The sequence below is a fragment of the Streptomyces poonensis genome, from assembly GCF_014650915.1.
GTDB classification, from domain to species: Bacteria; Actinomycetota; Actinomycetes; order Streptomycetales; family Streptomycetaceae; genus Streptomyces; species Streptomyces poonensis.
Map to the genome: position 1 here is coordinate 274,568 of NZ_BMVW01000002.1, position 26,971 is coordinate 301,538.

20 protein-coding genes, 1 tRNA gene and 2 pseudogenes are annotated in these 26,971 nt (G+C 73.1%); 11 read left to right on the plus strand and 12 right to left on the minus strand.

Annotation, left to right across the window (positions count from 1 at the left end; all coding sequences use genetic code 11):
• Nucleotides 1-70: 70 nt before the first annotated feature.
• Nucleotides 71-940, minus strand: a complete 870-nt coding sequence (locus IE242_RS08165; RefSeq protein ID WP_189856864.1) for an esterase/lipase family protein — start codon at nucleotides 938-940, stop codon at nucleotides 71-73.
• A gap of 915 nt (nucleotides 941-1,855) precedes the next feature.
• Here IE242_RS08165 and IE242_RS08170 point away from each other — a divergent pair.
• Entirely contained in the window at nucleotides 1,856-2,626 is a 771-nt protein-coding gene (locus IE242_RS08170; RefSeq protein ID WP_189856866.1) for a hypothetical protein, read from the plus strand.
• Nucleotides 2,627-2,758: 132 nt separating this feature from the next.
• Here IE242_RS08170 and IE242_RS08175 read toward each other — a convergent pair whose 3' ends face one another.
• Nucleotides 2,759-3,025 (minus strand): hypothetical protein, encoded by a 267-nt coding sequence (locus tag IE242_RS08175; protein ID WP_189856868.1) that lies wholly within the window; start codon nucleotides 3,023-3,025, stop codon nucleotides 2,759-2,761.
• Between the two features lie 241 nt (nucleotides 3,026-3,266).
• Here IE242_RS08175 and IE242_RS08180 point away from each other — a divergent pair, with 241 nt between their 5' ends.
• Nucleotides 3,267-4,202: an LLM class flavin-dependent oxidoreductase gene (locus IE242_RS08180; protein WP_189856870.1), complete on the plus strand. Its 936-nt coding sequence runs from the start codon at nucleotides 3,267-3,269 to the stop codon at nucleotides 4,200-4,202.
• Between the two features lie 34 nt (nucleotides 4,203-4,236).
• Here IE242_RS08180 and IE242_RS08185 read toward each other — a convergent pair whose 3' ends face one another.
• Nucleotides 4,237-5,073: an SDR family NAD(P)-dependent oxidoreductase gene (locus tag IE242_RS08185; protein ID WP_189856872.1), complete on the minus strand. Its 837-nt coding sequence runs from the start codon at nucleotides 5,071-5,073 to the stop codon at nucleotides 4,237-4,239.
• Between the two features lie 309 nt (nucleotides 5,074-5,382).
• Here IE242_RS08185 and IE242_RS08190 point away from each other — a divergent pair, with 309 nt between their 5' ends.
• The 3 genes from IE242_RS08190 (at nucleotide 5,383) to IE242_RS08200 (ending at nucleotide 7,372) form a co-directional block, all read left to right on the plus strand.
• Nucleotides 5,383-5,700, plus strand: a complete 318-nt coding sequence (locus tag IE242_RS08190) for a hypothetical protein (RefSeq protein WP_189856874.1) — start codon at nucleotides 5,383-5,385, stop codon at nucleotides 5,698-5,700.
• On the plus strand, nucleotides 5,697-6,461 hold the full coding sequence (locus tag IE242_RS08195) for an SDR family NAD(P)-dependent oxidoreductase (RefSeq protein ID WP_189856876.1): 765 nt from the start codon (nucleotides 5,697-5,699) through the stop codon (nucleotides 6,459-6,461). Before IE242_RS08190 ends, IE242_RS08195 begins: the two co-directional genes overlap by 4 nt.
• Nucleotides 6,462-6,715: 254 nt before the next feature.
• Nucleotides 6,716-7,372, plus strand: coding sequence for a YceI family protein (locus IE242_RS08200; protein ID WP_189856878.1), 657 nt, complete (start codon nucleotides 6,716-6,718; stop codon nucleotides 7,370-7,372).
• Here IE242_RS08200 and IE242_RS08205 read toward each other — a convergent pair.
• Both IE242_RS08205 and IE242_RS08210 read right to left on the minus strand, forming a co-directional pair.
• Entirely contained in the window at nucleotides 7,321-8,277 is a 957-nt protein-coding gene (locus tag IE242_RS08205) for a DUF5995 family protein (RefSeq protein WP_189856880.1), read from the minus strand. The two genes, IE242_RS08200 and IE242_RS08205, sit on opposite strands and share 52 nt — an antisense overlap.
• 105 nt (nucleotides 8,278-8,382) lie before the next feature.
• Nucleotides 8,383-8,745 carry a DUF2267 domain-containing protein gene (locus tag IE242_RS08210; RefSeq protein WP_189856882.1) on the minus strand — a complete coding sequence of 121 codons (363 nt, stop codon included), beginning with the start codon at nucleotides 8,743-8,745 and terminating at the stop codon, nucleotides 8,383-8,385.
• Nucleotides 8,746-8,936: 191 nt separating this feature from the next.
• On the opposite strand from IE242_RS08210, the gene fdh reads away from it, so the two are divergent.
• The 3 genes from fdh to nrfD are packed head-to-tail and all read left to right on the plus strand — an operon-like array spanning nucleotide 8,937 to nucleotide 14,382.
• Nucleotides 8,937-12,227, plus strand: a complete 3,291-nt coding sequence (gene fdh / locus IE242_RS08220) for a formate dehydrogenase (RefSeq protein WP_229858466.1) — start codon at nucleotides 8,937-8,939, stop codon at nucleotides 12,225-12,227.
• Nucleotides 12,224-13,252, plus strand: a complete 1,029-nt coding sequence (locus tag IE242_RS08225; protein WP_189856886.1) for a 4Fe-4S dicluster domain-containing protein — start codon at nucleotides 12,224-12,226, stop codon at nucleotides 13,250-13,252. The genes fdh and IE242_RS08225 overlap by 4 nt, the downstream gene beginning before the upstream one ends.
• A complete protein-coding gene (gene nrfD / locus IE242_RS08230) occupies nucleotides 13,249-14,382 on the plus strand; it encodes an NrfD/PsrC family molybdoenzyme membrane anchor subunit (protein WP_229858468.1) in 1,134 nt (377 codons plus the stop codon). The genes IE242_RS08225 and nrfD overlap by 4 nt, the downstream gene beginning before the upstream one ends.
• A gap of 37 nt (nucleotides 14,383-14,419) precedes the next feature.
• Here the strand turns inward: nrfD and selD are convergent, their stop codons facing one another.
• A complete protein-coding gene (selD, locus tag IE242_RS08235; protein WP_189856887.1) occupies nucleotides 14,420-15,466 on the minus strand; it encodes a selenide, water dikinase SelD in 1,047 nt (348 codons plus the stop codon).
• Between the two features lie 117 nt (nucleotides 15,467-15,583).
• Here selD and IE242_RS08240 point away from each other — a divergent pair.
• Nucleotides 15,584-15,676: transfer RNA gene (locus IE242_RS08240), tRNA-Sec, on the plus strand.
• 104 nt (nucleotides 15,677-15,780) lie between these two features.
• Here IE242_RS08240 and IE242_RS39095 read toward each other — a convergent pair.
• The 4 genes and pseudogenes from IE242_RS39095 to IE242_RS37450 form a co-directional block, all read right to left on the minus strand.
• Nucleotides 15,781-16,320 (minus strand): annotated as a pseudogene (locus tag IE242_RS39095) (selenocysteine-specific translation elongation factor); the annotation flags it as partial.
• Between the two features lie 504 nt (nucleotides 16,321-16,824).
• Nucleotides 16,825-17,643 (minus strand): annotated as a pseudogene (locus tag IE242_RS39100) (GTP-binding protein); the annotation flags it as partial.
• A 7-nt stretch (nucleotides 17,644-17,650) separates the two neighbouring features.
• Nucleotides 17,651-19,054: an L-seryl-tRNA(Sec) selenium transferase gene (selA, locus tag IE242_RS08250; protein WP_189856889.1), complete on the minus strand. Its 1,404-nt coding sequence runs from the start codon at nucleotides 19,052-19,054 to the stop codon at nucleotides 17,651-17,653.
• 143 nt (nucleotides 19,055-19,197) lie between these two features.
• Nucleotides 19,198-19,848 (minus strand): maleylpyruvate isomerase family mycothiol-dependent enzyme, encoded by a 651-nt coding sequence (locus IE242_RS37450; RefSeq protein ID WP_373299495.1) that lies wholly within the window; start codon nucleotides 19,846-19,848, stop codon nucleotides 19,198-19,200.
• Between IE242_RS37450 and IE242_RS08260 the strand changes: the two genes are divergently transcribed.
• Together IE242_RS08260 and IE242_RS08265 are read left to right on the plus strand one after the other, a co-directional pair.
• Nucleotides 19,735-20,694, plus strand: coding sequence for a LysR family transcriptional regulator (locus IE242_RS08260; protein ID WP_229858471.1), 960 nt, complete (start codon nucleotides 19,735-19,737; stop codon nucleotides 20,692-20,694). The two genes, IE242_RS37450 and IE242_RS08260, sit on opposite strands and share 114 nt — an antisense overlap.
• Nucleotides 20,695-20,830: 136 nt before the next feature.
• Entirely contained in the window at nucleotides 20,831-21,376 is a 546-nt protein-coding gene (locus tag IE242_RS08265) for a superoxide dismutase family protein (RefSeq protein ID WP_189856895.1), read from the plus strand.
• Between the two features lie 234 nt (nucleotides 21,377-21,610).
• Here IE242_RS08265 and IE242_RS08270 read toward each other — a convergent pair whose 3' ends face one another.
• Together IE242_RS08270 and IE242_RS08275 are read right to left on the minus strand one after the other, a co-directional pair.
• On the minus strand, nucleotides 21,611-24,514 hold the full coding sequence (locus IE242_RS08270) for an nSTAND1 domain-containing NTPase (protein WP_189856897.1): 2,904 nt from the start codon (nucleotides 24,512-24,514) through the stop codon (nucleotides 21,611-21,613).
• Between the two features lie 523 nt (nucleotides 24,515-25,037).
• Complete coding sequence (locus IE242_RS08275; protein WP_189856899.1) at nucleotides 25,038-26,969, minus strand: AfsR/SARP family transcriptional regulator; 1,932 nt, start codon at nucleotides 26,967-26,969, stop codon at nucleotides 25,038-25,040.
• Nucleotides 26,970-26,971: the final 2 nt, after the last annotated feature.

A 26,971-nucleotide genomic window follows, 5' to 3' on the forward strand; every position in this document is an offset into this window, starting at 1 on the left:
GAAGCCGGTGCGCCCGGCCGGTCGGCTCCGGCCGGGCGCACCGGCTTCGCCGGCTGGCGGTCGCTACGCGCTACGAGAGGGCCGCGGCGCAGGTGGTGGGAGTGGCGTGGGCCGGGTCGAGGACGTTGCGGATCTCGTGGTGGGTGATGCGGTCCGTGAAGCCGATGGACTCGTGCGTGGCCGTGTTGACCGGGCACAGATCCTGGATGAGGACGTTGCGTACGTCCGGGCCGTGCAGGAACTGGGACCAGTACGGGGTGACATTGAGGTCGTAGCGGGTGGCGAGCACGGTGTAGTGAACGCCAGGGACGGTGTCACCGCCGGCGTTCAGCCTGGCCAGGAAGCGTGACCCGGCGAGCTGCTGGGAGACGGCGGGGAAGGTCCTGGCCAGCCCGACCGGCCGGCCGGCCACGCGCACGAGGGGGGCCAGCCCGTGCAGGGTGGTGCCGTGGTTGCTCGGGGCGATGCCGATGAGGTGGTGCACCTTGTCCGCGCCGCCGAGGAACTTCAGGTAGTAGCGGGGCATCATGCCGCCCTGCGAGTGGCCGACCACATCGACCTCATGGGCGCCGGTCGTGGCGAGCACGTGGTCGACGAACGAGCCCAGCTGCCCGGCGGACCGCTCGATCGGTCCCAGGCCGTGGGTCAGGGGCAGGCCCACCTGGCCGTAGTCGAGGGCGAAGACGCAGTAGCCGTGCCGCGCCAGATCAGGAGCCAGGACGAACCAGTTGTCGAGCGAGTTGGCGCCCGTGCCGTGGACCAGCACGACCGGCCGCGGGTGGGCGTGGGAGGGACGGCAGGAGTAGTCGTTCCATCCGCCGGCCGAGTCCGCCGGCGGGGCCGCGTGGGCCGCGCCGGCGAGGGACGCGCCGGCGAGTGCGGCGGCGGCGAGGAGGATGCGCAGGGCGCGGAGGGGGGCGGGTGGTGTGCGGCGGGCCATCGAGGGTCCTTACAGGGGTGCGGAGGTGGAGAGTCGGGAGTGCGGAACGTGAAAGCGCGCCGGTCGCCGCCGGGCGGGCGGTGACGTGGCGGTGGGGACGCATCCACGTGTGAGGGCGGGCCGGCGGGCACGGATGTGTGACCCGCCACCCGGTGATGTCAGCTCCTGGACCTGGGGCGGAACCCGGAGTTACTCCGAGCATCGTGTGAGCTGATGAACGAGCTTCCCGACGATGGGGGCATCGCACGGCCACATAACCATTCGTGTTGATTAACGTCCCCGCCGCTGCTGACGCACCGGGCCCGGTGGCGACCTCCCCGGCCGACGCCGGCGGACGCGATCCCGGCCGCCCGCCCCGCACCCGGACCGCACCCCAACTCCTTGACCGGCTCAGGAAATTCAGCCAAGAAACGTGGACGGAACGGCGCCCACTTCCGCTCGCTTATCCCCGGGGCCGCGACTCCCGGTCGCCGCCCGAACCGGCTGGGCTTCACTCAGGGAACTCATATCTCCAGGGAGCCGGCACCCATCCCGCTCGACCAGCCACAACGGGAGTTACGACACTCAACCCGCGCACGTACACAATTCGAGCCGCCCGCCCGAGCAACCATCCGCAACACATCACCGTTAATGTCAGTACACTCACACAACCCCAGGTCAGAGACCATCCCCAACGTCCCGCCAGACAGCACTCACCTCGTGCTTCTCAGAAAACACACAACAGCCCAGCCCAGATCCCGCCCAACACACCACCCACAACTCAACAAACCCCAGTCCTCATCCGTACTATCTGCACGCCGGGCTCCTCGCAGCTGCACCACCGCTGCCGCTGAGACATCCGTCCGAGAACTCACGCGCCTGAGCCCCCGCCGGGCCACCGCCGGCCCGGTCAGAAAACGAGGAAAGGCCAACCGCATGCCCGAAACCGCCGCCACCACCGATCTGACGTCGCAGTACGCCGCTCAATTGGCCGGTGACCTGGAACGCAATGCCAGCGAGCAGGAACGCATCAGCACGGAAATCACCGTGCTGCAGGAGCAGTTGACAGCCCTGCAGCGTGACCACGCCGTGCTGGTCAACATGCAGCAGGCGCTCGGCCTGACGTCCGCCCCCGCCGCGCCGGCGGCCGCGCCCAGCGGCACCACCGTGCCCGCGCCTCGGGAGGACGCCGCCGACACATCCGCTGCACAGAAGCGGGCCGAGAAGAAGAGCACCGCCGCGGGCGGCCGCGGGGCGGCGAAGAAGCCTGCTGCCCGGAAGACGGCGGTCAAGGCCACCACCGCTAAGTCGGCCAAGACCGCCACGGAGAAGGCGGGTAAGGCCACCACGGAGAAGGCGGTCAAGGCCGGCAGCGAGAAGGCGGGTAAGACGAGCACCGGCAAGACGGTCAAGCCCACCCTGGTCGAACTCGTCCGCCGTCACCTCACCGAGCAGAGCGAACCCCGCTCCGCGGCGGAGATCGCCACGGCGCTCGGCCAGGCCCATCCCGAACGCGGCATCAAGACCACCGTGGTGCGTACCACCATCGAGGGACTCGTGGCCAGGAACCAGGCCCAGCGCACCAAGCAGGGCTCCTCGGTCTACTACACCGCCCCAGAGACCGCCCAGCAGGCCTCGGCCGAGAGCGAAGACCGGTCCGGCACGGCCGAGCGGACCGACCAGGACCTGCCGGGGTCCGGCGACTGACGGTCGGCGACCGACAGTCGACGACGAACAGCTGACGGCCGACGCCTCACCGTCGGCAGTGTGCCGGGCTCCTCCGGCCCGGTACCGCCCTCGGGGCGGCCCGGGCCGGAGGAGCCCGGACCTTTCACGCGGTCAGGGAATGTCACCTCGCCAGTCGAACCGGCGCCCACCGTCCGCCCTGGGCGCATACAGGGCACGGCCGCCCGGTCCATAACGTCCTACCTCGGTAGGCAGGGTCACCCCCTCCCGCAGCATGTGGTCGGGCCGGCCGGTGACGTCCAGGAGCAGGCCGTCCAGCGGACCGCCCACCAGCTCGACATAGGTACGCCCGGGCCGCGGGCCGGGGTCGGTGTAATCGGCGCCGTAGACCCGGCCGCGCATCAACTCCCACTCATCCACGCTCCGCAGCATTCCAGCCACCACTGACAGTCGGCTGTGTGGGCGCGGTCCGTCAGGGCATCGCGCGGGGCTCACCGTCGCGTCGGCGACAGGGCCACACCGCCCTCCGGGGACGCAGGAGCTCCGCGGCATCGCACGCGGCGTACGGCACCGGACAGTCGAGGGTTCGCTTCCACATCCTCGGAAGAAGGCAGGAACACCACACGTCCGTCTCGCCGCTCCGCATCGGAAGGTGACACACGTGAAGTTCAGCTACGCCATGCTCCCCGACTACCCCCTCACGGAGTCACTGGAGTCCATCCGGCTCGCCGACGAACTGAGCTTCCACGCCTGTTACGCCGCCGACGAGACCTGGCACAAGGACGTGTGGCTCCTCTTCGCCGCGGCCGCCGGCCGGACCAGCCGGATCCGCCTGGGTCCCAGCGTTTCCCCGGTGACGCTGCGCGAGCCGACGCTGATCGCGCAGGCCGTCGCCACGCTCGACGAACTGTCCGGCGGGCGCGCCGAGGCCGTGCTGTCCAGCGGCAACTTCGGGCTGCTGGCGCAGTACCGCATCGACTGGGCCCGCACCCGGCCGGTGCGGACCCGGGTGCCGCTCAAGCTCGGGGCGATGCGCGGGCCGAAGTCCTTCGAAGCGGCGGGCGAGCTGTCCGACGGCTGTCACCACGCACTGAGCTACACCCGCGAGGCCTACGACTACGCGGTACGGCACATCCGCGCCGGAGCGGAGCGCGCGGGCAGGGACTGGCGTGCGCTGGACATCGGAGCGTGGGTGGTCTTCGCCACCGGGCCCGACTCCGCGGCCGCCAAGGACCCGGCCCGCAGCATGGTCGGTATCTACGCCTCCTCGATGCCCGAGGAGCAGCTGCGCCGCAACGGGGTCGACCCGGGCGAGCCGAGACCGGTCATCAAGGCCATCGCCGACGGGGATCTGGCCCGTGGCACAGAGCTGACCACGCCGGAGACCGCGGAGCGCCTGTCCGTCGCGGGCACACCCGAGGAGTGCCGGGAGAAGATACGCCGGGAGATCGCCCCCACCGGGGTGAACCACGTGATCTGCACGATCACCGACCGCACGCCCGTCAGGGCCTTCACGGGCCGCGACCTTCCGGAGGTGGCCGATGTGAACACCCAGCTCCGCCTCGTCCACGACCAGATCATGCCCGGGTTCGCCTGACCCCTCGGGCTTTCGGAAGGGTGCCCGCCGAGCGCTATCCGGTCCGGGCGGTCCGGTAGCGCTCGGCCAGTGAGGCGGCGGACCCCTCCCGCACGTCGAGTTCCGCGGCGGCCAGACGGTCAACGGCCTCCGCATCCGTCAGGCCGGGCACGCACACCACCTCCCCGGCCGCCAGCGCGGCGAGCGAGGCGGTCACGACGTCGGCCGCCGGCATTCCGCCCTCGTCGTGAACGCGCTGCCGCTCGCCCGGCACCGGGGCCTCCCCCGTGCCGAGGTGGAACTCGGTGGCGGTGAGGCCGGGGCAGACGACCTGGACCCGCAGCGGGGTGCCGGTCAGTTCGGCGGCGAGGGTTCTGGTGAACGTCACCATGTATCCCTTGGTGCCCGCGTAGACGGCCCGTTGCGGGAGGGGACCGGGCGGCAGGGAACCGGCGAACGCCAGCAGCGAGGCCACGTTGATCACCGCGCCCCGGCCGCGCGTCGCCATGCCCGGGACGGCGGCACGCGTCAGCACCGTGGGCGCGACGACGTTCACGTCGAGGACCTTGGTCAGCAGGGCGGGATCCACCTCACCGAACGGTCCGTACCCGTTGATTCCGGCGTTGTTGACCAGCAGCGTCACGTCCTCGGCGGCGACCCGCTCCGCGACCCGGGCCAGGTCCGCCGACAGGGCCAGATCGGCCGCCATCGTCTCCACCGCCGCCCCCGTGTCCTCGCGCAGCCGTTCCGCCAGCCCGGTGAGGCGCTCGACCCGCCGGGCGACCAGCACCAGGTCCCAGCCGCGCGCGGCCAGCTGCCCGGCGTACTCGGCACCGATGCCCGACGACGCCCCGGTCACCACGGCCGTTCCGGGCGTCTCGTCCCCTGTCATCTTCGCGTTCCTCCCTGTCCCTGCATGTGGCGGGCTCGCCGTCCAGGAGGTGGCACGGCCGGCCCCGCGCCGGAAGCCCACTCATGATCACATGACCGCCGGGCCCGACCCTTCACCGGACGCGCCGGGTTGCGCCGGACGCGTTCGTCATTCCGGGACGACCCACTGCAGTGAGTACTGCAGCGGCTGCTGCAACGCGGGCGCCCACGATGAGTGCGTCGCGCAGCACCGACCGCTCCGCGCTCCCGGGCCACGGGACGCGGTACAGGGAAAGTGAGCAGGAAGGGCCGCAGCAGAGTGAAGATCCCGATGTCCGGCACCTACTCGGCGGGCAGGACCGACGAGAAGTGGGACGTACTCCTCTCCGCCCACGCGATCGTCCTCGGCCCACCCGCCTCCGCGGGCTCGGTGTCCGGCACCGTCCCCGCTCACCGTCCACACTTCGCCGAGTCGACCGGGCGGCGCTGGGTGGTCCAGGCGTGGCGGGGCCGGACCAGGGAGCACCGCGGCGAGCGCCTCGAGCCGTACGAGGTGCCCCTCCTGGTCGAGATCTCCGGCGGCGACCAGCACCCCGAACGCCTCAACCAGTACTCCGAACACCGCGAGAAGACCAGGAGGACGTCATGAGCGCGCCCCGCGACCTGTTCCGGCGCCCACCCGACAAGGGCCGTGTCGCCGTCGTCAGCGGCGGCAGCCGGGGACTCGGCCGGGTGCTGGTCGAGCGGCTGCTCGCCGACGGCTGGCGCGTGGCCACCTTCAGCAGGAAGGCCAACGGGTTCACCGAGGCGACGGCCGAGAAGCACCAGGACTCCTTCCACTGGGCGCCCGTCGACCTCACCGACTCCGCGGCGCTGCGGAGCTTCGGCCGCGACGTCGTCCTGCGCTTCGGCCGGCTCGACCTGCTCGTCAACAACGCGCGGGTGCTGCATCAGGAGCTGTTCCTGACCGCCGCCCCGGGACGCATCGAGGCCCTGGTCGGCGCCAACCTGCTCGGTCCCCTTCACCTGACCCAGGTGTGCGCCCGGGTCATGGTGCGCTCAGGCGGCGGGAGCGTCGTCAACATCTCCACAGTCGAGGCTTCCCTCGGCTGTCGGGGCGTCGCGGTCCACGCCGCCGCCAAGGCGGGTCTCGAAGGGCTCGGCCGCAGCCTGGCCCGGGAACTCGGCCCGCTGGGCATCCGGGTCAACTCCCTCAGCCCCGCCCTCTTCGACAGCGACATGACGGGGGACGACACCTCGCACGACCGCGAGAAGATCCAGCACCGCTCGCCGCTGCGGCGGCTGCGAACGGTCGACGAAGTCGCCGACGCGGTCCTGCTGCTCGCCTCGCCCCAGGCCGGGTTCATCACCGGACAGACATGGGTCATCGACGGAGGCGTCACACGCTAGACGGAACGCGCGCGGAGGGTGCCGGCATGGGACGGCCTCCTTCCCTCCCTCGGGCCGCCGAAAGACATCCCCCAGAGAGCCGGCCGCATGCGGGAGGGGACACCTCCCGACACCTCCTGATGCTTCCGCTTATGGTCTGCGCACCGCCGCCGACCTGGATAAATCGTCAATCTGTGAAGGTCCTGTTCGGGATGCGCAGACTCTCCTGGCCAACCCTTGCGGGCGCTCCTCGCCATGCCGTAACTACGTGCCTCATGAACTTGTTCAGCCGCAGCTCCTCCCCCCGGCACACGGTGACGCAGCCGGATCCGGTGGCGGTGGTCCCCGACACCGCCGTCCAGCCGGATCCCGCCCTGGCGGCTCTCACCGGAGACTGGATGGTCGATCCCGCGCACAGCAGGATCGGGTTCTCCGTGCGGCACGCCATGGTGACGACCGTGCGGGGCTGCTTCCTGCAGTACCAGAGCAGCCTCTATTTCGACGGCCGGAGGCCGGCCCGCTCCCGGGCCGAGATCGTCATGTCGACCGCGAGCATCGACACCGGTGTCGAACAGCGCGACGGCCACCTGGTCGGCCGTGACTTCCTGGACTCGGCGCGGTACCCGCACATGACGTTCAGGAGCACGGACGTGGAACTGGCGAGCAAGGACGTCTACCGCATGACCGGCGACCTCACCATCAAGAGCGTCACCCGCCCCGTCGTTCTGGAGCTCACCTACATCGGTCATGTCGTCGACCCGTTCGGTTACGAGCGCGTCGGCTTCGACGGCACCACCACCATCAACCGTTCCGACTGGGGCCTGACCTACAACACCAGGCTCGCCGAGGGCGGGGCCATGGTGAGTGAGAAGGTCCGCCTTCAGTTCGACATCGCCGCGATCCGTACGGACTTCACCGGCTCCACCGGCTGAGGGGACCGTGGTCCCGCCGGCCCGTCCGCGCAGTGGGCGTCCCGCAGCCGCCGGTATCCGGGGACCTGGGCGACCGCCAGCAGTGCGGCCCAGCGCGCCGCGTCGTGCTCGATGTCCCGCGCCACTCGCCGGCGTGCCGCGTCGTCCCGGGCGTCCGTCAGCCGCCGGGCGTGCACCCAGGCCTGTTCGCGCCATACACGCAGCAGTTGCGTGACGGTGAGGCCGGCGACCGGGTTCCACCGGTCGTCGGCCAGGCCGGCCACGGGGTCGTAGCGCCGGGCGACCTGCCGTACCCCGGGCCCGTAGGCGCGTTCCAGCACCGACTGGAACCGGTCGTAGTCCGGCTTGCGGGAGGTGCCGTCGGGGCGGGTCGTACCGAGCCGGGCGAGGACGTACGGCATGTCGCGCTGGATGTGCGCGTTGGCTCCCAGCAGTACGTCCTGTCCCGCGTTCGCGTCGCCCGACCGGGCCGTGTCGAACGCGATCCGCCAGGCGCGGGGCACGGGTGAGCCGGCGCGGTCCGCCCGGTGGGCGGCGAGGTAGAGGCCGACGAAGCCCGTGTTCAGGTCGCCCGCCAGCCAGGACGGTTCCTCGAACGCGCCGGGCCGCCGGACGGCGGCCGCCAGCGCCTGCTGGACGGAGACGTAGACGGTGGCGAACGGCGCGCGGTGATCGCACCCGAGCTCGTCACGCAGGCGCACCAGCACGCGCTCGGCCTCGTCGACGCAGCCGGACACCGGGCCGTCACAGCGCGGGTACGACCGGGACTCCCTCACGTCGCCCGCCCCCGCGGGCACCGCCGGCGCCATGACCAGCGCACACGCCACCGCCCACGCACCCACCACCCTCAAGTACGCCGACCACCGCACGATCACGCCCCCCGTTCGCCCGCCCACCGCGCTCACACGTCAAGCGGACAACGACCGGCTCCAGGGCGGAGTTATGCCCCGGAGCCGGTCCGGAAGGTGCGGCAACGCATCGATGCACCGATGCGACGACGTATCGACGCCTCAGAGGGCCGGGAACCCGCTCGGCAGCTGGTCCAGGGTGTCCTGGAACTCGTCGGCGGGTACGGCCTCGCGCAGCGTCATGCAGACCGCCGCGACACCTCGGCGCGCCACGGTCTCGTCGGTGTCCGCACGTCCGCACACCCGCCGCACGAACTCGTCGGTGTCGAAGCTCTGTCCCAGGTCGACCGGCGGCATCAGAGGCGGTGCCAGCTCCGCGGGCAGGTACTCCGCCAGATCCGTCGCCTGGCCGGCCGTGATCCGCTCCGCGAGCGTCATCATCGTGGCCCGGGTCAGCGCCGCCGCCTGCTGCTCCGGCACATCGGCCCGCTGGGCGACGAGCAGGACGAACTCGTCGTACTCCATGGCGACTCCTCATCGACGTGTTGCCGGGTCGGGCGTCCAGTCTGCACGCGGGTGCGCCGGCCCGCGCGCCGAGCGGACGGCCGGCACCGGCGGCGCTGCTCAGGAGTTGCGGCTCCCTGGCCGGGGCGTACAGTCCGAAGCGGGTACGTAGATCCCCCACCGCACGCAGCAGCACGCGAAGGAGCAGGTGGATGGGTGTGAAACGGTGGCTCGAAGCATGGCCGGTGTACCGGCAGCTCACCGGCACGGATCCCCTCGGGCGCGGCAAGGCGGCCCAGTCCGCGCGCTCCGCGGGGCTCGCGCCCCGGACGGAGGGGGCCGACCGGGTGGCGGACTCCGTCTGCCCGTACTGTGCGGTGGGCTGCGCGCAGCGCGTGTACGTGAAGGACGAGCGGGTCGTCCAGATCGAGGGCAACCCGGACAGTCCGATCTCGCGCGGCCGGCTGTGCCCGAAGGGCTCGGCCAGCAAGCAGCTCGTCACCGGCCCGCACCGCGAGCGGAAGGTGCGCTACCGGCCGCCGTACGGCACGGAGTGGCAGGACCTGGACCTCGACACCGCCATGGACATGGTGGCCGACCGGGTGCTGGCCGCGCGCCGTAAGGGGTGGCAGGACACCGACGAGGCGGGGCGGAAGCTCCGGCGCACCATGGGAATCGCCAGCCTCGGCGGGGCCACGCTGGACAACGAGGAGAACTACCTCATCAAGAAGTTGTTCACGGCTCTCGGGGCGTTGCAGGTCGAGAACCAGGCGCGTATTTGACACTCCGCCACGGTTCCCGGTCTGGGAGCCTCGTTCGGGCGCGGCGGCGCCACCGACTACCAGCAGGACCTGGTCAACACCGACTGCATCGTCATCATGGGCTCCAACATGGCCGAGGCCCATCCGGTGGGGTTCCAGTGGGTGATGGAGGCGAAGGCGCGCGGCGCCCGGGTCATCCACATCGACCCGCGGTTCACGCGGACCAGTGCCCACGCCGACCAGCACGTCACGCTGCGGGCCGGCACCGACATCGCCTTCCTCGGCGGGGTGATCAACCACATCCTCTCCCAGGGCCTGGACTTCCGGGAGTACGTGCGGGCGTACACCAACGCGTCCTTCCTGCTGAGCGAGGACTACCGGGACACCGAGGACCTGGACGGGCTGTTCAGCGGGTACGACCCGCACACCGGCGCGTACGACACCGCCAGCTGGACCTACGAGAGCGTGCAGGCGGCGGAGCACCCGAGCCACCAGGACATGGAGCAGTCCGCGCCGTACCGGCACGGCGCCGCCGGGCCGACCGTCGAAGGCACCGACCGCGACATCGCGGCCGATCCGAGCCTTGCGCATCCCCGCTGTGTCTTCCAGGTCCTCAAGCGGCACTACGCGCGCTACACCCCGGAGATGGTGGAGCGGATCTGCGGGGTCCCCCGGGAACTGTTCCTCGACGTGTGCCGCGCCTGGACGGCGAACTCCGGCCGGAAGCACACCACCGCGCTCGTGTACAGCGTCGGCTGGACGCAGCACTCCGTCGGCGCCCAGTACATCCGGGCCGGGGCGATCGTCCAGCTGCTGCTGGGCAACATCGGCCGTCCGGGCGGCGGGATCTACGCGCTGCGCGGGCACGCCAGCATCCAGGGCTCCACCGACATCCCGACCCTGTTCAACCTGCTGCCCGGCTACCTCCCGATGCCGGACACCGGCCATGAGGACCTGGCCGCCTACGTGGACGCCATCGGCCCGCACCACGCGAAGGGGTACTGGGGTCACGCCGACGCGTACACGGTCTCGCTGCTCAAGGAGTACTGGGGCGAGGCGGCGACCGCGGAGAACGACTACTGCTTCGACTACCTGCCGCGCATCAACGGCGACCACGGCACCTACCGCACCGTGATGGACATGGTGGAGGGCAAGGTCTCCGGCTACTTCCTGCTCGGCCAGAACCCGGCCGTCGGCTCGGCCCACGGCCGGCTGCAGCGCCTGGGCATGGCCAATCTGGACTGGCTGGTCGTCCGTGACATCACGATGATCGAGAGCGCCACGTTCTGGAAGGACGCGCCCGAGATCGAGACCGGGGAGATCGCCGCCGACCGCTGCCGTACGGAGGTGTTCTTCTTCCCCGCCGCCGCGCACGTGGAGAAGTCCGGCACCTTCACCCAGACCCAGCGGATGCTGCAGTGGCGGGACCAGGCCGTCGAACCGGCCGGTGACCAGCGTTCGGAGCTGTGGTTCTTCCACCAGCTCGGCCGGCGGCTGAAGGAGAAGCTGGCCGGTTCGGCGGACGAGCGCGACCGTCCCCTCCTCGACCTCGCCTGGGACTACCGGATGGAGGGCGACGAACCGGACCCCGCCGACGTGCTGCGGCACATCAACGGCATCGACCTGGCCACCGGACGGACCGTCGGCGGCTACACCGACCTCAAGGCGGACGGCAGCACCTCCTGCGGCTGCTGGATCTACAGCGGGGTGTACGCGGACGAGGTCAACCAGGCCCGGCGGCGCAGACCCCGCTTCGAGCAGGGCCCGTACGACGCGGAGTGGGGCTGGACCTGGCCGATGAACCGGCGGGTGCTCTACAACCGTGCCTCGGCGGACCCCGAAGGACGGCCCTGGAGCGAACGCAAGGCCCTGATCTGGTGGGACGAGGAGAAGGCCGAGTGGACCGGGAACGACGTCCCGGACTTCGAGCGGACCAAGCCGCCCCACTACCGGCCGCCCGACGGGGCGTCGGGGCCCGAGGCGCTGCGCGGCGACGACGCGTTCATCATGATGACGGACGGCAAGGCGTGGCTGTTCGCCCCGTCCGGGGTGGTGGACGGCCCGCTGCCCACCCACTACGAGCCGCACGAGTCACCCGTGCGGAACCTCCTGTACGGCCAGCAGGGAAACCCGGTGCGGAAGGTGTACGGGCGTCCCGACAATCCGTCCAACCCCGCCCCGCCCGAGGCGCACGGCGAGGTGTTCCCGTACGTGTTCACCGCGGCGCGGCTCACCGAGCACCACACCGCGGGCGGCATGAGCCGGCAGCTGCCGTATCTGGCGGAGCTCCAGCCGGAGCTGTTCGTGGAGGTGTCACCGGAACTGGCGGCCGAACGCGGCCTGGTGCACCTGGACTGGGCGCACGTGATCACCTCCCGGACCGCGGTGGAGGCCCGGGTGTGCGTCACCGACCGGATGGCACCGCTGCGGATCGACGGGCGGACCGTCCACCAGGTCTGGATGCCGTACCACTGGGGGAACACCGGGCTGGTCACCGGCGACGTGGTCAACGACCTGATCGGGGTGGTGGCCGACCCCAACGTGCTCATCCAGGAGAGCAAGGTGCTGACCTGCGACGTCCGTCCCGGGCGCCGGCCGCGGGGCCCGGCGCTGCTGGAGTACGTCCGTGACTACCGCCGCCGGGCCGGCATCACCCCCGAGACCGGCACCCGCATCATGACGGCCGGCGAGGGCGACGGTCCGCCGCACACCGAACCCGGTCCACCACAGGAGTCACCATGACGCGCGAGCACGGCAACAGCTTCTACGGGCCGCTCGACGACCCCGCCGCCGACGCCGGCCACCTCGACCACCCGCCGCGGGTGGGCTTCTTCACCGACACCTCGGTCTGCATCGGCTGCAAGGCGTGCGAGGTGGCCTGCAAGGAGTGGAACGACGTGCCAGAGGACGGCCTCGGCCTGCTGGGCATGTCGTTCGACAACACCGGCATGCTCGGCGCGTCCTCCTGGCGGCATGTCGCCTTCATCGAGCAGCAGCGCCCGCTGGGCGGGCAGGACGCGGGCCTGTCCGCGCTGCCCACCGGCCCGTCCGTGACCGACGCCCAGGAGGAGGTGGTGGCGGACGCGCTGCGCGGCACGGAACGGGGCGGCGGCGAACTGGGCACCGCCCCGGTCGATCTGGGCTTCCCCTCCTTCGACCTGCCCGGCGCCGCCACGGGCGCGGAGACCCGTACGGACTTCCGCTGGCTGATGTCCTCCGACGTGTGCAAGCACTGCACCCACGCGGGCTGCCTCGACGTCTGCCCCACCGGGGCGCTGTTCCGCACCGAGTTCTCCACCGTGGTGGTGCAGCAGGACATCTGCAACGGCTGCGGCTACTGCGTGTCCGGCTGTCCGTACGGGGTGATCGACCGGCGGCCCGACGACGGCCGGGCCTGGAAGTGCACCCTGTGCTACGACCGGCTGCGCGGCGGTCTGGAACCGGCCTGCGCGAAGGCGTGCCCGACGGACTCCATCCAGTTCGGCGTGCTGGACGAACTGCGGGAGCGGGCCGACCGGCGGCTGGAGCAACTGCATGGGGCGGGGGTGGCGGAGGCCCGGCTGTACGGGCGCGACCCGGACGACGGGGTGGGCGGTGACGGCGCGTTCTTCCTCCTCCTGGACGAGCCGGAGGTGTACGGCCTGCCTCCGGATCCGGTCGTCCCCACCCGCGACCTGCCGGACATGTGGAGGTACGCGGGCGTGGCCGCCTCGGCACTGCTGGCCGCCGCGGCCGCCGTCTTCGTGGGCGGCGGAGGCCGGCGATGAGCCAGGACGACGGCATCCTGCGGGAGCCGCGCAGCGACGCGGGTGCGGCCGACATGCGGGCGCGGTCGTTCTCCTCGGGCCGGGACGGCGGGGACGGTCAGGACGGCGGAGGCGGCCGGAACGGCGGGGACCGCGGCAGTGGCCGTGGCAGCGGTGACGGCGGGGACGGGAGCCGGGAGCGGCCCGTCGTGCCGAAGGCGGAGTTCCGCTCGTACTACGGCCGGCCCGTGCTGAAGCCGCCGGTGTGGGACTGGAAGATCGCCGGTTATCTGTTCACCGGCGGGCTGTCGGCGGGCTCGGCGCTGCTCGCCGCCGGTGCCGACCTCACCGGGCGCCCGGTGCTGCGCCGGGCGTGCCGGCTGGGCAGTTCGGCCGGCCTGCTGGCCAGCATGTATCTGCTGATCGCGGACCTGGGGCGGCCCGCGCGGTTCCACCACATGCTGCGCGTCGCCAAGCCGAGCTCCCCGATGTCGGTCGGCACCTGGATCCTCGTGGCGTACGGGCCCGGCACCATGCTGGCGGCCACGGCCGAGGTGCTGCCCGCCTCCGTACGCGACACCCTGCCCGGCCGGCTGCTGCGGATCGCCGCCCGCCCGGCCGGACTGTCGTCGGCGGTCATCGCCCCGGCGGTCGCCTCGTACACGGCGGTGCTGCTCTCCCAGACCGCCGTACCGGCCTGGCACGAGGCCCACCGGCACCTGCCGTGCGTGTTCACCGGTTCGGCGGCGGCCAGCGGCGGCGGGCTCGGCATGGCCCTGGCGCCGGTGGCCGAGGCGGGCCCGGCCCGTCGGCTCGCCGCGGCCGGCGCGGCGGCCGAACTCCTCGCGTCCCGGCTGATCGACCGCCGGCCCGGCTTCGTGACCAGGGCGTACACCACCGGGCGGGCGCACCGGCTGCGCAAGGCGTCGGAGTACCTCACGCTGGGCGGCGCGGCCGTCGCGGTGACGCTCGCCCGGCGCAGCCGGACGGCCGCGGCCGCGGGCGGGCTGGCCCTGCTCGCGGGCAGCGTTCTGCAGCGCTTCGGCACGTTCGAGGCGGGCCTCGCGTCGGCGAAGGATCCCGCGTACGTCGTGGTGCCGCAGCGGGAACGTCTGAGGGAGGCCGCGGAGGCGGAAGGCCGCGAAGTGTGACGCCGGGGCGCGACGCCCGCCCCGGTACCCCGTTCGGTCAGCGGACGACCAGCCGGTGCTCGCGCGCGGGTACGAGCTCCCCGATCACCGGCGCGCCGGGCACCTCACCGGCCACCAGCAGTCCCCCCGACGTCTGCGCGTCCGCCAGCAGCAGCCGGGTCAGCTCGTCCGTACGGCCGAAGTCGGTGTGCGGGGCGACCCACGCCAGGTTGCGGTGCGTGCCGCCGCTGACGTAACCGTCCCGGGCGGCCTCCCGGGCGCCGTCGAGGAACGGGACCGCCGAGGCGTCGACCACGGCGGTCACGCCCGAGGCGCGCGCCAGCTTGTACAGGTGCCCCAGCAGTCCGAACCCGGTCACGTCGGTCGCGCACACCGCCCGCCCGGCCAGGGCCGCCCGCGCCGCGTCCCGGTTGAGCGCCACCATGGTCCGTACCGCCTGGTCGAACACCTCACCCGTGACCTTGTGCCGGTTGTTGAGGACGCCGAGGCCCAGCGGTTTGGTCAGCGACAGGGGCACGCCCGGCCGGCCGGCGTCGTTGCGCAGCAGGCGCTCCGGGTCGGCGGTTCCGGTGACCGCCATGCCGTACTTGGGTTCCGGGTCGTCGACACTGTGGCCGCCCGCGACGTGGCAGCCCGCCTCGACGGCGATGTCGAGTCCCCCGCGCAGCACCTCCCGGGCCAGTTCGAGGGGCAGGGCCGCGCGGGGCCACGCCAGCAGGTTCGTGGCGACCAGCGGGGAGCCGCCCATCGCGTAGACGTCGGACAGCGCGTTGGCGGCGGCGATCCGGCCCCAGTCGTACGGGTCGTCGACCACCGGGCCGAAGAAGTCGGCGGTGACGACGACGGCCTGTGCCCCGGCGCCGGGCCCGCCCGGCAGCCGCACCACGGCGGCGTCGTCCCCGCTGTCCAGGCCGACGAGGAGGGCGGCGCCGGTTCCGTCCGCCCGGTCCGCGGGGCGGGTGCGGCCGGTCAGTCCTGCGACGATCTCCTCCAGCTCGCCCGGCGGGATCTTGCAGGCGCAGCCGCCGCCGCGGGCGTACTGGGTCAGGCGGACGCCGCGCTGCCGGGTTGCCGTCGTCGTCATGGGTGCCTTCCTTCATCGCGGGCGTGGTGCGGCGCGGTGCGTTGACGCCCGTACCGGGCGAGGGGTTCCATGCTGTGTGCCCGGACGGCGCGGACCGCGCGGCCGCACGTCCGGCTGGGAGACGTAAAGGTGCCTGGTGGCCTTCCCGGTCTTCAAAACCGAGGTGCCCGAGCAACTCGGGCAGGCGGGTTCGATTCCCGTCCGTCTCCGCCGTCCCGCCCGTCCCGGGGACCGCCCGCCATGCGACGGCGCCCCGTTCCGTCCAGACGGACCGTGCGGCCCTGCCGGTCGAGGTGTTCCAGCAGGGGGATGACGACACGGCGGGTGGTGTCCAGGGCCCGGCGTGCCTCGCTCGCGGTGAACGGCTGCTCCAGGCGTGCGAGAACCTCCGCGGCCTGCGCGTCCGCGCCGGGAAGCAGCACGATGCCGTCGGCGATCCGCAGCAGGGCCCCCGTCGCGGCGGCCGCGGCGAGCGTACGGGCCGTCAGGCCGAGTCGCTCCAGCCGTTCGGTCTCGGGGGCACGGAACGGCGCCCGGGCCAGCTCCGCCCGCACCGCTGCGACGGCTGCCTCGACGGGCGGCAGGAGGACGGGGCGGGACCGGCTGCCGTAGATCCGTCCCGCACGCCCGCGCAGCCGGGGGTCCGCCGCCAGCAGCGCCTCGACGAGACAGCGCTCGGGCAGGCCGAGCGCCTGCCGGGCGGCTTCCAGCGGGAGGCCCGGCTCCAGGGGACGGCGGGCGGCGTGCTCCTCCACGGCGCGGCGCAGCCCGTCGCGCAGGGCGGCCCAGTGGGCCGGGTCGGCCAGCCACTCCCCGGCGACCGGGGTGGCCCCGTCCGGTGGGCGCACCCCCATGGCGAGCAGTTCGCCGCTGCGCACCAGGCGTCGCCGGCGTACCTCCGCGGCCGCGTCGGGCGGTCCGCTCAGCGCGTCGAGTGCACGTGCGCGGGCCGCGGCCGAGCCGCGCCGGCTGAGCGACGGCGGTCGTACGTCCAGGACGGTGGCCCCGGCGGGGATGTGATGGCGTCCCGGGTCGCGCAGCAGCGCCCGGTCGGCGATCCGCAGCGGCAGCGGGCGGGCGAGCCGCAGCCGGGCGGTGTCCCCGCCCAGCGGACGGACCGTCACCGGGACGGCGGCGGAGCCGATGTGCAGGGTCAGGTGCCGTGGCAGGTCGCGGGCCGTGACGCCGTCGCTCAGGCCGTCGCTCACGCCGCCGCCGTGACGGTCGCGGTGCCCGTCGCCGTAGCGGTCACGGTGCCCGTCGCCATGCGGGACATGGCCGCCGTCTCCGTGCGGGACGTGGCCGCCGTCTCCGTGCGGGCCGCCACGCCCGTCGCCGTGCGGGTCACGGCAGCCCCCGCCGCCCAGCCGGACGTCCACCGTGTCGGTGGTCAGCCACCGGCCCGGGGTGAGCAGCGCGTCTCCGCGGCGCAGCGTCGCGGCGCCAGGTCCGTGCAGGTTGACCGCCACCCGGGCGACCGCGCCCACCTCCGGCCGGGGCTCCTTGAGCGTCTGGAGGCCCCGTACGCGCAACGGCCGTCCGCCGTCGGCCGACTGGAGACGGTCGCCGACGCGGAGCGTGCCCGCGCCCAGGGTGCCGGTGACGACCGTGCCCCGGCCGCGCACCGTGAAGACGCGGTCGGCCCACAGCCGTACGTCCGCGGCGGTGTCAGGGGCGGGCAGCGCGCGGGCCAGCCGGGTCAGGGCCGTGCGCAGGTCGTCCATCCCGGCACCGGTCACCGCGCTCACCGCCACGCACTCGACGGCTCCCAGCGAGGAGTCCGCGAGCCGGGCCAGCGCCTCCTCCCGTACCGCCGCCGGGTCCGCCAGATCGCTGCGGGAGACGGCGAGCACCCCGTGGCGGACGCCGAGCGCGTCGAGGACCGCGAGGTGCTCCTCCGACTGCGGTTGCCAGCCCTGGTCCGCGGCGACCACGAACAGCACGGCCGGGACCGGTCCGACACCGGCGAGCATGTTCCCGACCAGCCGCTCGTGGCCCGGTACGTCGACGAAGGCCAGGTCGCCGGCGCCGGGCAGCCGGGTCCACACGAAGCCCAGGTCCAGGGTCATGCCGCGGCGCCGTTCCTCGGCCCACCGGTCGGGTTCCATCCCGGTCAGGGCGCGCAGCAGGGCCGACTTGCCGTGGTCGACGTGTCCCGCGGTGGCGATGACGTGCACGCTCGGGTCACCGCCCGCTGCCGTCGGGTGCGTCGGCGGGTACGGGGCCCGCCCGGTGCGCCGCCCGGTACGCCTGCCGGACGGCGGCCGCGAGCGCGGCGTCCTCGGTCTCCGGCACCGCGCGCAGATCCAGCAGGCAGCGTCCGCCCTCGACCCTGCCCATGACCGCGGGCGTCACCCGGCGCAGCGGGCCCGCGCAGGACACGGGCAGCGACACCGCGGCGCTCGGCAGGGTCACACCGGGCGCACCGCCGCCACCGATCACCGCCTCGCTGTCCACCGCCCGGCAGTCCAGCCCGTGCCGGCGCAACCGTTCGGCGAGCCGCTCGGCCCGCTCCCGGAGCTGTCCGGGCCGTGCGTGCAGCGCGGCGTGGACCGGAGGCGCGGGCCCCCGCAGGGTCGCCTCCAGCGCGGCCAGGGTCAGCTTGTCCACGCGGAGCGCCCGTGCGAGGGGGTGGCGGGTGAGCCGCCGCACCAGGTCGGCGCGCCCCAGCAGGAGGCCGCACTGCGGGCCGCCGAGCAGTTTGTCACCGCTGGCGGTCACCAGGGACGCACCGGCGCGCAGCCAGGTGGTCGCGTCCGGCTCGTCCGGGAGCACCGGTTCGGGGGCCGGCAGGCCGGAGCCGAGGTCGGCGACCACGGGCACGTCCAGCCGGGAGAGTTCGGCGATGCCGACGTCGCGGGTGAAGCCGGTGACACGGAAGTTGGAGGGGTGCACCTTGAGCACGAACCCGGTCTCCGGTGTCACGGCCGCGGCGTAGTCCGCGAGGGAGGTGCGGTTGGTCGTACCGACCTCCCTCAGCCGGGCGCCGGTGCTCACCAGCAGGTCCGGCAGCCGGAAGCCGTCCCCGATCTCCACCATCTCGCCCCGGCTGACGACGATGTCCCGGCCCCGCGCCAGCGCGGTCGCCGCCAGCACCAGCGCCGCCGCGCCGTTGTTGACCACGTGCGCGGCCTCGGCGAGCGGCACCCGCTCCAGCAGTGCCTCGACCGCCGGCCGGCCGCGCCGTGACCGCAGGCCCGTGGCCAGGTCGAGTTCGACGTCCGCCGTTCCGCTGGCGGCGAGCACGGCCTCGCGCGCCGCCGCGGACAGCGGGGCCCGGCCCAGGTTGGTATGGACCAGCACTCCGGTCGCGTTGATCACCGGGCGCAGTTGGGAGGCCGTGGCGGGCAGCGCGGCCACCGCCTGTTCGGCGACCTCGTGGGGAGGGATCTCACCGGCCCGGGCCCGCTCCTGCACACCGGCGAGCACCGCCTTCACGAGCCTGCGCCCCAGCCGGTCCGCGGCCGCGGCGAGCCGGGGGTCGGCGAGGGTGACGTCGGTACGGGGCAGGTGGCGCCGTGCGTCGCCCGGCAGGGCCGAGGGCCGGGGGGTCGGGGTGTGGGGGGTCGGGGTGTGGGGACTTTCCATCTGCTGCGCCTTCGCTTCCGGGTCCCCCGCCCAGCGCGGTCAGCGTACGGCCGGAACGAGGTCCGGTGACGCAGCCACACCGGGCGGCGGCCCGGCGACGGGCACCCGGCCACCGTCCGGCCCCACCTTCCGCGGCTGCGGCTTCAGTGCTCCGCCCGCGCCTCCGGAAGTGCGCGCCCGTACGCGAGCAGCAGGAGTTCCTGAGCGGGGCGCGCCACCCGGCTGCCGGTCCCGTACGACCACTCCAGATCGGTGGCTCGCAGTTCGACGTCCGCGAGGTCCGCTCCGAAGAAGCGCAGCGTCCGCGGGGCGACGGTGCCCAGGACGATCCGCAGGCGTTCCTCCGGGACCTCGCGCCCGAGGCCGAGCGCGACCGTGATGTCCAGCCCGTGCACCACGTCGTGCCCGAGTGCCGCCGCCAGGCCGCCCACCGGCGGCCTCCAGGGGTGACGGGCGTTGTCGCGCAGTGCCGCGGCGAGTTGCCGGGGGGTGAGGGCGACGGCGTCCCGGCGCGCGAGACGGTCGGTCATCCGGTGCAGGCTGCCTCCGGCCCGGACCAGTTCCAGCGCCGTCCTGCCGAACGCGTACCGGAAGCCCATGCTCATGTGCGCGGCGACCTCCCGTACCCGCCATCCACCGCACAGGCTCGGCGCGTCCCACTGACGTTCCGTCAGTCCGTCATGGACCTGAGGCAGTTGCAGTACTTCGTCGCAGTGGCCGAGGAGGCCAGCTTCACCCGGGCGGCGGGCCGGGTGAACATCAGCCAGTCCGGGGTCAGTGCCCAGATCCGTCAGCTGGAACGGGAGCTCGGGGCCGAGCTGTTCGACCGTTCCGCGCGTACCGTCACCCTCACCGCCGCCGGACGGGCCGCCCTCGGACACGCCCGCGCCGCGCTCGCCGCCGCCCACGGGGTCGGCCAGGCGGTGGGCGAGGTGACCGGGCTGCTCCGTGGCCGCCTGACCGTCGGAATGGTCATCGGCTGCACCCTCACAGCGCTGTTCGACGCGCTCGCCGCATTCCACGCGGCACATCCCGGCGTGGAGATCTCGCTGCTGGAGGACCACTCCGACCGGCTCGTCGAGGCGGTGCGCGCCGGCACCGTCGACCTGGCCGTCGCCGGAACGACGAGTACCGCCGCCCTCGACGGGCTCGACACCCTGACCGTCATCAGCGAGCGGCTGGCCGTCGCGGTCCCGCCCGGGCACCCGCTGGCGGCAGCGGACCGGGTCGCTCTGCGCGATGTGACCCGCCACCCGATCGTGTGCATGCCGCCCGGTACGGGGTTGCGTACGCTCCTCGACGAGGCCTGTGCCGCCCAGCGGCTCCAGCCGGCGATCACGCTGCAGGCCAGCGCCGCGGACGCCGTCGCGGACCTCGCCGCCCGCGGCCTCGCCGTCGCCGTCCTCAGCGAATCGATGGCCCTGGCCCACCGGGACCGCCTCACCACCCGACTCATCGAGGACGTCACCGAGCCCGCGCTGCTCAGCCTCCTCTGGCGGAACACACCCCATCCCGCGGTACATGCGTTGCTGGTGCACAGCCGACACGCGTTCACCGCACCGGCCGCCGGGCCGGCCGCGACCGCCGGACGAGAGGGAGCGCTCCGGCCACGGACGACTACCACCGCGGCGTCCGGCTGACCGCTGCTGGGGCGTCAGTGACTCGGCGCGACGGGCGCACGCATGGCGGCATGTCTCGTTATCCGGTGGTGCCGGGTGCTCGCAGAAGCGAAGGTTCATGGCGGACGCAAGAGTTCCCGGAGGAGATGGAGCACTGATGTCCGTAATCGCGACGACGTTCCTGGCTGTGGCGGTGGCGAGCTTCCCGACCGGGGGCACGCACCACCCGAGCGTGGTCGTCCATGAGCGTTTCGGGGTCTCGTCCGAGGCCGCCGTCACCTACGACCGGTCCTCCGTGCCGAAGGGGAGCCGCATCGTGGTGGCGGAGTGGTTGAACAGGGACGGCACGACCACCTTCGACATCGGTCTGAAGGGCCTCGATCCGAACCGCACCTACGGTGCGCACGTCCACATCAAGCCGTGCGGACCGAAACCGGAGGACGCCGGGCCGCACTACCAGAACGTCGTGGATCCGAAGCAGCCCTCCGTGGACCCGGCCTACGCCAACCGCAAGAACGAGGTGTGGCTCGACTTCACCACGGACTCGGACGGTGACGGCGGCGCCCGGTCCACGGTCGACTGGCGCCTCCGCAGCAGCAAGGCCCGCTCCGTGGTGATCCACGAGCACGCCACGATGACCGCCCCCGGTCACGCGGGCATGGCCGGAGACCGGCTGGCCTGCGTCACCGTGCCCTTCGAGTGAACCGTTCGGACGGGCCCCTCGAGTGAGCCCTTCATGTGAGTTCTTCGAGTGAATTAGTCGAGTGAGTTCGTCGAGTGAGTTCTTCGGCTGACCGGATGCCGGAGTCCGGCGGGGCGACCGCGGGTCCGCCCGGAGGCGGGCACCACGCAGGTGCGTGGACGAACGCGGTCGTCCCGATCGAGGGCCTCGTGCCGGCCGGGACCTTCACCGGATCCGCCGGCATCCCCCGGCGGGCTACTCACCGTCGGTGCCGCAGACGTGGTGGGGCGCCTTGTCCGGAAGATATGTGGAGCGTTCCTGACGGGTGAGCTCGCGGTGCACCTCGCGGCAGACCGTACGGATCGCCTCGCCCGGCTCGGTGGGTGGTGCCGTGTTCCACAGGCGGATGTCGTCCTGACTCCCGACTGCCAGGGTCCGCCCGTCCGGGCTGAACGCCAGCGAAGTGATGTCACCGCTGTCGGCCAGCGTGGTGCGTTTCTCACCGGTGGCCACGTCCCAGAGCGCTATCCGGCCGTCCTCGTCGCCGGTGGCCAGAGCGCGGCTGTCCGGGCTGAACGCCATGATGTCCGTGTCCTCACCGGGCAGGGTTCGCGAAGCCTCGCCCGTCGTCGCATCCCACAGCCGCACCAGGCGCCTGTCGAAAGTGGCCAGGACACGGCCGTCCGGACTGAACTGTCCAGCCCTTGCCGACCCCACATCATCATCGCCGGCCATGGTTCGACGCACCTTGCCGGTGTCCGCGTCCCACAGTCGGATCGCCTCCTCGTCGGTGGTGACCAGGGTGCCGCCGTCCGTCGGACTGAACGACGGATATGTCGTGCCCTTGGTGGGCAGCGTCCGAAGGGCCTCACCGGTGGTCACGTCCCACAGCCGGACGCCCTTCTCGTCGTCGGTGGTGGCCAGGGTGCCGCCGTCCGGGCTGAACGTATGACCTGTCGTGCGCTCGGCGGGCAGGGTGTGCAGGAGCTCGCCCGTCGTCGCATCCCACAGCCGGATCCCGCCCTCCCGGCCTCCGGTGGCCAGGGTCCGGCCGTCCGGGCTGAGCTTCTCGATCCACCGGTCCGTGGGCAGGGTCCGGCGGATCTTGAACGTGGTCGCGTCCCACAGCCGGACCACGTCCTTCCTGACGGCGACGGCCAGGGTGCGGCCGTTCCGGCTGAGCTCCATGTACACCCTGCCTTCACCGGTGTCGGCCAGGGTGCGGAGGGTCTTGGCGGTGGCCACGTCCCACAGCCGGACCCGGCCGCTGCCATCGCCGGTGATCAAGGTGCGGCCGTCGGAGCTGAACGTCAGCCTCACGTACGCGGCACCGCTGACCAGATGACGCCGGCCGGGCAGCGCGGCGGCCGCACGAAGGCTGACGATCGCCTCGTCCGTCCGGCTGGCCCGGTAGGCGTGCAGGGCCAGGAGGGAGGCCAGCTCCTGCTCGGTGCCCATGAGTTCGAGGGCCTCTTCGGCGAGCTTTCGGGAGAGCTCGGCCTGCGCCGCGTCGGCCATCCGGCGGCCCCGGGTCTCGCTGGTGTCGTACTGCATCCAGGCGAAGACACCCGCCGTCAGCACGACGGCCAGCAGCACGGAGATGATGACGGTGAACCGGCGCTGGCGGCGGGCGGCGCGGACGGCGGCACGCTGCTCCCGGTCGCGCGCGATGACGCCCGCGGTGAGGAACTCGTCCTCCAGTGAGGTGAGTTCGCTCCGGCGGGCCGCGGCGGGGAAGGCCTGCTCGGCCACGGCCAGCCGGGTGCCGCGGTACAGCGCGTCCGGATCACGGTCCAGACCTTGCCAGGTGGTGGCGGCATCGGTGAGCTGGCGATGGACGCGCAGCCGGGCGCGTTCGGCGTCGAGCCAGCCGCCCAGGCGGGGCCAGGCGGTGATCAGCGCCTCATGAGCGAGATCGACCACCCCGTCGTCCACGGTGATCAGGCGGGCGCGGGTGAGGCGCTCCAGGACGGTAATGGCGTCGGCGACGTCACCGAGATCGAGTTCGGTGCGAGGCGTGGGACGGCGGGTGTCGGGCGTGCCGTCGCCGGGGGTGATCAGACGCAGCAGGAGAGGGCGGGCGAGGGCGGCTTGCTCCGGGGTGAGGCCGGTGTAGCAGTTCTCGGCGGTGCGGGCGATGGCGCCGTGCAGCCCTCCCACGGCGGTGTAGGCGGCCTCGGTCAGGGCTCTGCCCTGGCGTCGGCGCCATGTCTCCAGCAGGGCGTGGGACATCAGCGGCAGCCCGCCGGGTTCGCCCTCCACCTCGGCGAGCAGCCGGGCCGTCAGGGACCGCTCCACGATCAGCCCGGCGGCCTGGGCGGGGCCGACGATCGCCTGGCGCAGTTCGTCCCGGTCCATCGGGCCGACCAGCAGCAGGGTGCCCCGCAGGGCGGCGGCGAGTTCCGGGTGCTGGGCGCAGCGGCCCAGGAAGTCCGCGCGCACGGCGACGACCACCCGCAGCCGGCTGCCCGGGTCGCGGGCGGCCAGCAGCCGGCCGAGGAACCGGGACCGCTCCTCCGGGTCGGTGCACAGCGTGAAGACCTCCTCGAACTGGTCGACCACCACCACGGTGTCCCCGGCGGTGTCCTCCTGCGCGACCAGCGCTGCGGCGTGGGTGCGGGCGGGGCGGGCGCCCGGGGTGAGGATGCGCAGTGCGGCGGGACGCAGCTCCGGGGTGTTCTCGTGCCGCAGGGCGGGCAGCAGGCCCGCGCGCAACAGCGAGGACTTGCCGCTGCCCGAAGGTCCGAAGAGCGCCGTGAACCGTTCCCGGCGGACCAGTCCCAGCACGTCCTCGATCAGCTGGTCACGGCCGAAGAACAGGTCCGCGTCCCCGATGTCGTACCGGGCCAGCCCCCGGTACGGCGGCTCCGCGTCGTCCGCGGCCGGGAGAGCCGCGGCCGAGGCGGCCGCGGTCCGCCAGCGCGCTTCCCACTCCTCCGGGTCGGCACCGCAGGCGGTGACGTAGGCCAGCGTGACCGGCAGCGACGGCAGCCGCTCCCCGGCGGCCGCCTCGGAGAGGGTGCTGGCCGAGTACCCGGCCTTCTGCGCCAGCGCCCGGTAGGTCGGCTGCCCGGCCTCCTGCCGCACGGCCCGCAACGCCCAGGCGAAGGCCTGCACCGGCCCGGCGTCCGGATCGAGCGGCTTCTCCTGACGTGCCATGCTCGCCTCCCCCCGAGGCGCAGCATGCCCTCACCGTCAGGCTAGACAGCCGTACACGGCACCGGCCAGCCACAGGCGCCCGGGCACGGCCCGTCGTACCGTCCGCGCCGCCCGCCGCCCGCGCCCCGATCCCGTCCACCGCGTACGCCGGCGATGCGAGCGAGGACGGACCGCCCGCCGGTGGCCGGAGCCTCCTGGCCTGCTCGTACCGGAGAACCGACGACCCGGCGGCGCCCGGCCGGGGACGCGCTGCCCGCGAGCTCTTCGAGAAATCGCTCGTCCTGCGGAACGACCTCGGCCCGCCCCGCCGGAGAACGGGACCTCCGCCCGGCGCGCCGGGCCCGCTACCTCGCCCGGGCGTCCGGTCCTGCGCTCCCGGTCGACACCGTCCTCCGGACGGCCGCCGACGGCACCTACGACCGAGGGGTCAGTCATATGTCGGCACAGCCATGTATCGACTTGCCGGTGTGTCGCTTCAGCTCTGTGTTGCTCGGTTCTGTCATCGCCTCATCGACTCATCGCCTCATCGACTCGGGGTGACGAACCCGTCCAGCAGCGACAGAGCCCGCCGGGTGAGCTCGGGCACGACATACGCGTCCTGTCCCGGCACCTCGTGCACGAGGTGGACGTCGACCAGGTACTCCAGGAGCGTCTCGTCGTCCTCACCGCCGAGCGGCGGCGCGGTCACCTCGTGGAGATGCCAGCGGGAGGGCTCGCGGCCGGCCAGCCGGTGGAGCAACCAGCGGTGCGGGTGCGGCAGATGGTGATAGCTGGAGGCAATAGTACTCATCAGGGACTGCGTGCCCGTCAGGGACTGCGTACCCGTCACCGGAGACTGCGTGCCCGTCACCCGCGACTGCGTGCCCGCCGGGAGCCGGAGCAGCAGCCCGGGATCGTTGCGCAGTCGCTCCACCAGCCGGGCCACGGACCGGCCGGGCCGGCCCGCGAGGTGTCCCGCCACGGCCCGTACGGCCAGCGGCAGCCCCTCGCACATCCCCAGCAACTCGTCCCTGGCCACCGCCTCGTCCTGCCGGAGGCGGACACCGGTGACCCGGTCGTACAGCGTCCGGGCCTCGCCGCCGGACAGCGCGCTGAGCACGATCTCCCGGCCGGCGGAGAGACTGTGCGCGCGACAACGGCTGGTGGCGATCACCGCACAGCCCGGCCCGCCCGGCATGAGGGCGCGCAGCTGGGAGGCGGCGAGCACATCGTCGACCACGACCAGCACGCGCCGGTCGGCGGTCCAGTCACGGAACAGGCGGCTGAGCTCGTCCAGTCCACCGGGCAGCGTCTCCCGTCCCGTCCCGCAGGCGCTGAGGCCGGCCGCGAGCATGTCGGCGAGCTGGGCGGATCCTTCGTTCACCGTGGACAGGTCGATGAACAACCGGCCGTCAGGAAAGTGCTGCCGCGCCCTGTGGGCGGCGCGGACGGCGAGAGCGGTCTTGCCCATGCCCGGGGGGCCGTGGACCTCGGCCACGCGCACGCCCGTGCCGGACCGGCTGCCGAGAAAGGTCTCCAGTCGGGCGACCTCCGTCGTACGGCCCACGAAGTCCACCGGATCGGCCGGCAGCTGCGCGGGTCCCGGCGGACAGGAACGGACGGCCGGGTGGACGGCCGGATGGACCGCCGGGCGGCTCACGACGGGATGGGCCCCGGCCCGTTCGTGACGGCGCCCGTCGTCCCCGAGGATGCGCCGGCGCAGGTCCTGGAGCTCCGCCGAGGGCTCGACGCCCAGTTCGTCGACGAGCCGGGTGCGCAGGTCACGGAAGACGGCGAGGGCTTCGGGCCGGTGGCCACTGCGGTACAGCGCCTGCATGAGCTGGCCGGTGAAGGTCTCATGGAGGGGGTGGGCACGGACGGCGGCCGAGAGGGCGTCCACGACGGTCTGAGGGCGGCCGAGCCGCAGCTCGAGGCCGCACCACTGCGCCAGTGTGTGCCGGCGCCGCTCCTCCAGCTGGGTGGCCCAGGCGGACAGCCTCCGTCCCGTCGGAACGTCCACGAGTGCCCGTCCCCGCCAGACGGCGAGTGCCTCCCCGATGCTGCGGGCGGCCGCCTCAAGGGCACCGCCTCGGTGCTCCGACTGCCCCTTGTGGACCAAGTGCTCGAACCGGTAGGCATCGACCGCGTGACTTGTGCCCAGTCGCAGCTCGTACCCTCCGGCCCCGGTCAGCAGCGCGGGCAGCCGCTGGTGCGGAACCGGACCGGAGCCGCCACCGCCCTCAACGGTGGCCAGCCCGAGCTCTCGGCAGAGTTGGTGCGTATAGGTGCGCAATGTGGTCGCAGCGGTGGGAGGCGGCTGTTCCGGCCACAGTTCCTCATACAGATGACCGAGGCTGACCGGCGAGTTCGCGTTGAGAACCAGGAGGGCCAGCACCTGCCGGAGTTTCGGTGCGGAGGGGGTGGCGTCCTTTCCGTCCCGGCGTACTCGCAGGGAACCCAACAGGTCGAGTTCCATCA